8 protein-coding genes are annotated in these 6,399 nt (G+C 65.4%); 2 read left to right on the top strand and 6 right to left on the bottom strand.

The window, feature by feature from the left end:
* Window positions 1–402 precede the first annotated feature (402 nt).
* From ACFQEU_RS09760 to ACFQEU_RS09750, 3 genes are all read right to left on the bottom strand, one after another.
* Window positions 403–852 (bottom strand): acyl-CoA thioesterase, encoded by a 450-nt coding sequence (locus ACFQEU_RS09760; protein WP_379781625.1) that lies wholly within the window; start codon window positions 850–852, stop codon window positions 403–405.
* 93 nt (window positions 853–945) lie between these two features.
* Window positions 946–1,530, bottom strand: coding sequence for a hypothetical protein (locus ACFQEU_RS09755; protein WP_379781623.1), 585 nt, complete (start codon window positions 1,528–1,530; stop codon window positions 946–948).
* Window positions 1,531–1,650: 120 nt separating this feature from the next.
* Window positions 1,651–2,166 carry a copper resistance protein CopD gene (locus tag ACFQEU_RS09750; protein ID WP_379781621.1) on the bottom strand — a complete coding sequence of 172 codons (516 nt, stop codon included), beginning with the start codon at window positions 2,164–2,166 and terminating at the stop codon, window positions 1,651–1,653.
* Window positions 2,167–2,332: 166 nt separating this feature from the next.
* Here ACFQEU_RS09750 and ACFQEU_RS09745 point away from each other — a divergent pair, with 166 nt between their 5' ends.
* Window positions 2,333–3,622: an MFS transporter gene (locus ACFQEU_RS09745; RefSeq protein WP_379781619.1), complete on the top strand. Its 1,290-nt coding sequence runs from the start codon at window positions 2,333–2,335 to the stop codon at window positions 3,620–3,622.
* Between the two features lie 28 nt (window positions 3,623–3,650).
* On the opposite strand, the gene ACFQEU_RS09740 is transcribed toward ACFQEU_RS09745, so the two are convergent.
* The 3 genes from ACFQEU_RS09740 to ACFQEU_RS09730 all read right to left on the bottom strand — a co-directional run bounded on the left by ACFQEU_RS09740 (window position 3,651) and on the right by ACFQEU_RS09730 (window position 5,696).
* Window positions 3,651–3,857, bottom strand: coding sequence for a hypothetical protein (locus tag ACFQEU_RS09740; protein WP_379781617.1), 207 nt, complete (start codon window positions 3,855–3,857; stop codon window positions 3,651–3,653).
* A gap of 45 nt (window positions 3,858–3,902) precedes the next feature.
* Window positions 3,903–5,288, bottom strand: coding sequence for a cryptochrome/photolyase family protein (locus ACFQEU_RS09735; protein WP_379781615.1), 1,386 nt, complete (start codon window positions 5,286–5,288; stop codon window positions 3,903–3,905).
* 192 nt (window positions 5,289–5,480) lie between these two features.
* On the bottom strand, window positions 5,481–5,696 hold the full coding sequence (locus ACFQEU_RS09730; protein WP_379781613.1) for a hypothetical protein: 216 nt from the start codon (window positions 5,694–5,696) through the stop codon (window positions 5,481–5,483).
* Between the two features lie 494 nt (window positions 5,697–6,190).
* On the opposite strand from ACFQEU_RS09730, the gene ACFQEU_RS09725 reads away from it, so the two are divergent.
* Window positions 6,191–6,399 (top strand): hypothetical protein (locus ACFQEU_RS09725; protein ID WP_379781611.1); only part of this gene is annotated, 209 nt, incomplete at its 3' end.

The raw sequence follows: 6,399 nt of genomic DNA, 5'->3' as shown, positions 1-6,399 counted from the left end.
GCAGCGGTCGCTTATAAGCGACCGCGAGGAGCCCGCGAGGGAGCCCGGAAACGCCCGTAGGGCGTGAGCGGCGAGGCTGGGGAGGTGTGAGGTGCGGGGCGGTTGCGGTGCGGGGTGGGACTCAAAGGGGCAGCCTGCTCCGGGAAGACGGGCGAGGCAAGCACTGGAACGGGCGAGCGTCGCGAGCCCGTTCCAGCGCGCAGCGAGCCCCTCGACCGGAGCAGGCTGGGGCTTTGAACGTGTTCACCGTCGATCTACCAGTGACCACTTATAAGCGAGCCCCTCGACCGGAGCAGGCTGGGGCTTTGAATCTGGATACCGCGCCAGCGACGACGTATAAGCGAGTGACTGAGACGCCGATGGCGTCCATCACTGATCCGCCCTTGCTGCTCCGCGTTCCCGTTACCGTTCCTCGTCGGGTTCCGCTGCGAGCGCCTCGTCGCGGAGCTCGCGGCACCGGTCGCCCGTGATTTCCAGCTCCGGCACCGGGGTCGGCGTCCCGTCCTCGTCGACGGCAACGAAGACGAAAAAGGACTCCGTCGTCAGCTCGCGCTCGCCCGTCCGCGGCGACTCCCGATACGCGCGGATCCGCGTCCGGAGACTCGTCCGCCCGACCGCGTACACGTACGACTCGATGAGGCAGGTGTCTCCCTGTGGCACCGGCCGCTTGAAGTCCAGTTCGTTGATCTTGGCGGTGACGCACGTCTCGCCGGCGGCGCGCATCGCCGACATCGCGCCGATCTCGTCCATCCACTTGACGATGTTTCCCCCGTGGGCGGACTCGTAGTTGTTCGTGTGAGTCGGCTGAACGCGCTGGCGGTTCTCGATGTACGTGTCGCTGACGCTCGGCATACCCTGTTGACGGTCGGCCGCGACAAAGGCTCGTCGGCAGCGATAGGGCGAGCCGCCCTCGTAGTTCGATCCTGTCGAGATCCGCTCCAACTGCTACGGCTCGTCGGTGCTGAATGCGTTCCACGGGATGAACTCTCTAAACAGCACGTGAGCGACGAGACCGAGCATCGCAACCACTGTTAACCCGAGACCGACTTCCTGTACCCATGACTCCGATTCAAATCCCAGCGTCCAGAGGAGGTAATCAAGTCCAAAGATAACCACCCAACCACTGAGGTAGATGAGTAAAAAGCCGATAGTGAGCCGATCCGGTGACAGTTGATCCGATACCTTGCGGCGGAGCGTCGTCGCGCCAACGACGACAAAAGCGATTCCACTGGCAAGCGGCCAGGCTGTCAAAACGAAAATCCCCGAGATATCGTCACCAGCGACTGCGACCGATCCGATCACAAGGACTACTGGAAGGAGGCTTACTGCCTCTACCCGCCGCAGTGACTCCGCTGGTTCTGACGGTCCGCCGTCGATGTCAGTATCGGATACCAGTGCTGCAACAACAAGCGCTGAAATCGCGATCGCACCACCAGTAATGATCTGACCCACGAGTACTGAATACGCGAGCGTCCCAACGCCGATGACCACCAGCGCAGTAGTGATGTAGCCACGCTTCACAGAGGGCATAGTGTAGGATAGTTGACGAGGAATAAAAAAACCCCGTTGAAATCGTCCGGAGGTGACACGAGGCCCATACTAGATATAGGGTACTCAATATCCGCACAAGCAGAATTTCAGCGGAATTAATTAAAACGGAACGCCGCCCGCCAGCAGCGCGGCGTCGACGAGCAACAGGACCGCACATCCGCCGCTTGCGAGGAGGTACGGTCGGCCGGCCGTTGCCAGTTGGTCGGTCGAAATCGACTCGGGAACCGCCTCGAACGGGAACCCCTCCGCCATGTACGTTCCCCAGCCGAGGTCGGGGTCGATCTCGCGACGCATCCGCAACACGCCCATCTCGATCAGGCCGTTCATGATCCCCCACAGCGAGAGCATCGCGAGAACGAGCCACCCGCGCGTCGTCGTCGTCAGCAGTTCCAGCGGGGCATATAAGACCCAGATCATGTACGCGCCGGTGAGCGGAAGCACAACCCCGGTCCAGCGGGTGATAAGCAGCAGCCGATGTGCGCCGTCGACGAACGTCGCCGGGCGCATCGTTCCGTCGGTCGCCCGTGGGAGGACGGCGTAGACGACGTATAGCGTCGCACCGGTCCACAGCGCCGCCGACAAGACGTGTAACACGAACGAAGCGGTAAGCAGCACAGCCGGAAGATCGGTCGGCGCGTATATAAACCCGGTCGCCGGAGCGGCGTACCGTCTCGGCGTCGCTGCCCGACGTCACCGTCCACGGTCCGCACGAACCCCACGTGGACCGCCGGCTCGCTGGGCCTTTTCACTCACCATCGCATGGCACCGACGTGGGTCAGCCGTGGCCGAGTTCGGGAACTCGATACGACTGCTCGCGAACCGCGAGTTCGCGTCGCTGGCGGGGACGGCGTTCGCACGCAGTCAGGCGTACTCGACGATCCTCATCGCGATCGCGTTGTACGCCGACCTGTTCGGAACGACTGGTTTCGTCGAAGGGCTGTTCGGTACCGCCTTCGCCGCCGTCCAGCTGCTGATAGTCCTCCCGCTCGGCCGGTGGGTCGATGTGGGAAACGCAAAGCGGTGGCTGCTCGCCGGATTCCTGATCAACGTCGGCGTCTTCCTCGGGTTCATGCTGGTCGGAAACCCCGTCCACGTGATCTTGGTGCGGATGCTCCAAGGACTGGGGGCGAGCGTGCTGTGGATCACGGGCGCGACCGTCATCGGCGAGATCAGTCCTGACGGGAAACGAGGGCTGTGGCTCGGCTCGTACAACCAGTTTGCCTCCTTTTCGTCGCTCGCCGGCGACCTGATCGGCGGCTACCTTCTGTACGCCTACGGATTCACCGAGACGTATCTGGTGTTGACGCTTGTCACGCTCGGCGCGTTTGCGCTCGTGTTCGCGTTTCTGCGTGACAACCCCGGCGGCCGGAAGGACCCCAAGGAGGCGGGCGGGATCGAGACGTTCCGGTCGCTGCTCGGCCTGCCGATGCTGCGGTCGCTCGTGTTCTTCCGGTTCACGTTCAGCGTCGGCAAGATGGCGGTCATCATCTTCCTCCCGATCTACGCCCGAACGACGTTCGGTATCTCGGCGTTCGCGATCGGCTGGATCATGGCGGGGGGGAAGGCGACGAAGGCGATCACGCAGGGGTTCGTCGGCGACCTCACGGACCGATACGAGCGGACGTATCGGTTCGTCGCGGTCGGGGCGTTCCTGTACGGGGTCGGCACCGCGCTGATACCGCTTGCCGCGTACTTCGAGGGGACGGTGTCGCCGGTCACCGTCTCGTATCTCGGCGACTCACAGACGCTCGGCGGCGCGTTCTTCGCGCTGTTCGCCGCGTACTCCCTGTTAGGGATCGCCGACTCGATCCGGCTCCCCGCCAGCATGTCCCTGTTCGTCGAGGAGGGTGAGGCGTACGACTCCGTCGCGTCGGCGATGAGCCTCCGTTCCGTCTCTTGGAAAGTCGGGCAGGTCGTCGGACCGGTGCTCGTCGGCGTCACGATGGATTTCACGTCGACCGAGATCGGGTTCCTGCTCGCGGCCGCGTTCATCGCGTTCGCGACGACCGGCTTCACGTGGCAGGCACGAGTCGCGTACAGAAACCGGCGCGAGCTGTCCGCGGCCGACTGAAACGGGAGAACGAGCTGAGTCGTTTCGATCAGTGACGTCGCGGGTCGTCGCTACCGCCCCACAGCACCCGGTACGCGAGGTAGCCGAACAGCGCGGCGAACGCGAACAACGCGACGGTCTCGGCGAACCAGACCAGCGCCCGGAGGAACCGGCTCAGGGTCCGCAGGAGGATCATCCCGCCGAACAGCGCGATCACGACCGCGAGCCCGCCGAGCGCGGCACGAACGCGTTCCATACACCCGATCGGTCCGCACTACCGTATAAGCGTTCGTTCGCGGTGCTACCGTTTACCGAGCGCTTCCTCGAAGACCCGCTGGGCCCGCTCGTACCCCTCGTTTCGGTCGACGATCGGGCCGGGATAGTCGGGTGCGAGGGAGTCGCGTTCGCGTTTCGAGAGCGTCGGCCAGTCGACGACCTTCCCAGCGGGCACGTCGCGGAGCTCCGGGACGTACGCCGTCACGAAGCGGGCGCTCTCGTCGTATTTTGCCATCTGGCTCACGGGGTCGAAGATCCGCACGTCGACGGAGTCGGTGCCCGTTGAGGCGGTCCACTGCCACGCCCCGTGGTTTGAGGCGTAGTCGTGGTCGATCAGCTGTTTGGTGAAGTACCGGGCACCCTTCCGCCAGTCGATCAGGAGGTGTTTCGTGAGGAAGCTGGCGACGACCTGTCGCGGGCGGTTGTGGACGTACCCCTCCTCGTTCAGCTGGCGCATCCCGGCGTCGACGAGCGGGTACCCCGTCTCGCCGCGCGTCCACGCCTCGAAGGCGTCGTCGTCGTCGCGCCACGCGATCTCGTTGGGGAACGATTTGTAGTTCGAGACGGCGAGATCCGGGGTGTAGTACAGCAGGTGGTACATCTGCTCGCGCCACGACAGCTCGTAGCGGTACTTGTCGACGTTCTTCCGCTCGCGGCCGGTCGCGGCGTCGTAGGCGTCGCTCGCGTCCGCCCACACCTCCCGGATCCCGATCGCGCCCGTGGCGAGGTACGGAGACATGCGCGAGACTGCGTGTGTCGGGGTCTCGACCGCCCGCGAGAGGTCGTCGCGGGTGTCGTTGTACGTGTCGATCCCGTTCGCGAGGAAGTCGTCGAACCGCTCGCGTGCGCCGGCGTACCCGGCCTCCGGGAGGTCGATGTCGGCGTCGGGCTGCGGCACCGTCTTCGGGTCCGAGACGTCGGCGAGCGTGTCGGCGTCGGGTTCGGCGTACGGGCCCCGTTTGGGGACCGCCGTCCAGTCGTCGTGGAACCGATTGTGGTTCTCGTAGCGGGGTTCCAGTCGGTCGGGATCGACCAACACGCGGTCCGTCCGGCCGTCGGCGTCGACGCCGATCTCCGCGAGCGCGTCCGCCACCGCCCGCTGGCGGTTTCGTCGGGCAGGTCGGTATCCTTCGTTATAGAAGACGGTGTCCGCGTCGTACGCCGCCGCGAGCTCGGCGAGGACCGTCTCGGGGTCGCCCGCCCGGACGACGAGGTCGCTTCCGCGCTCCCGATACCGTCGTTTCAGCGCCGCGACGTGCCGGAGGAAGAACGCGCGCTGTCGTGCGCCCACGGTCCCGAACAGGTCCGTGTCGTAGACGAACACGGGGAGGACGGTTCCCGCGCGTGCAGCCGCCGCGAGCCCGGCGTTGTCCCGGAGTCGCGGGTCCCACCGATGCCAGAACAGGTGCATGAGATCGGAAGGGGATGCGGAGGGTAATCGTTGTCCCCCGTCCAGTTAGGTATCAGCGGTGAAGGCGGGAGCGTCTCGGTCGCTCACGGCTAACCGTGGCGTGGTCGCTCACGGCTAACCGTGGCGTGGTCGCTCACGGCTAACCGCGGCATGGTCGCCTACGCCGCCGGTCACGGTCGGCCGCGACACTGCTCATCGCCGACCGCTCGGCGTGAGCGGTCGGACCGGGGTGGCGAGGAACGCCGTGCCGAAGACGGCACTCGCGACCGTCCCGCCGAACGCCGCACCGCCCGCTACGAGCGCGGCGATGCCGACGATCAGCGCGGTCAGTCCGAGGACGTGTTTGATATCGGTCACGAGGCTGGTGCCCGCTCGAGACGTCCGATCGTTGCCCTGGTTTTCGTCCATGAGGATGACCCCGTCGTTCGTTTCGGGGATAGGGCCGTTCGTATGTAGTATTGGTCCGCCCGAAGGAACGGTAGCAGTGGTTGAAGCCGGTTCACGCCGGGCCTGAAACACCGTGTGCGGGGATCGCTACCGGTGTCACAGGGGCCAGTCCGTGACCGCCGGAGCCGCTTCGGAACCCCCGGACTCGACCCGGATCCGACCCGATATCGAGCGTCCCTCATCGGGTGTCGTCGGGGGCGCTCGCTCCGCTGACTGCGTACGCAGACGCCGAAAGGACGATCCCGCGGAGACCGTGGGCCGACAGTCGAGGGAGAGAGTGAACGCCTGAGCGGGGTCGACACGACCGACGGGAGTGGCGGATGCCCCCAACGAGCAGGGCCGACGATCGTCGTGTGTATCCTACAGAATTTCATGACTCTGAAACAACCCCATCAGGCAAGAAACGAACACTTATATCCGATCGTCGAACTCCCGTCGAGCAAGCGAGATCCGACGTGACGACACCCACCCTACGGATCGGCGGTGGGACCGACGGCGGCGACGCCGCGGTTCCCGCTCCGATCCCACCCGACGACCCCGAAGCCTGGTACGCGCCCGATGTCCGCGCGCAGTACGAATCCGCGCCGGGGGTCGTCGCGACGATACGCGAACGCGACGGCGGCCGGTTCAGCTACGACGCTCGCGAGCCGCCTCTCTCGCCCGC

Origin of the sequence: Halorubrum tibetense, from assembly GCF_042661865.1 — an archaeon.
Classification (GTDB): domain Archaea; phylum Halobacteriota; class Halobacteria; order Halobacteriales; family Haloferacaceae; genus Halorubrum; species Halorubrum tibetense.
The sequence above is the reverse complement of the archived record's forward strand: the minus strand, read 5'-3'. Positions and strand labels throughout refer to the sequence as shown.

Excerpts from the sequence above, each read along its gene's own strand:
- ACFQEU_RS09760 (WP_379781625.1), bottom strand. The coding sequence starts at position 852 with ATGCCGAGCGTCAGCGACACGTACATCGAGAACCGCCAGCGCGTTCAG.
- ACFQEU_RS09755 (WP_379781623.1), bottom strand. The coding sequence starts at position 1,530 with ATGCCCTCTGTGAAGCGTGGCTACATCACTACTGCGCTGGTGGTCATC.
- ACFQEU_RS09740 (WP_379781617.1), bottom strand. The coding sequence starts at position 3,857 with ATGGAACGCGTTCGTGCCGCGCTCGGCGGGCTCGCGGTCGTGATCGCG.
- ACFQEU_RS09735 (WP_379781615.1), bottom strand. The coding sequence starts at position 5,288 with ATGCACCTGTTCTGGCATCGGTGGGACCCGCGACTCCGGGACAACGCC.
- ACFQEU_RS09730 (WP_379781613.1), bottom strand. The coding sequence starts at position 5,696 with ATGGACGAAAACCAGGGCAACGATCGGACGTCTCGAGCGGGCACCAGC.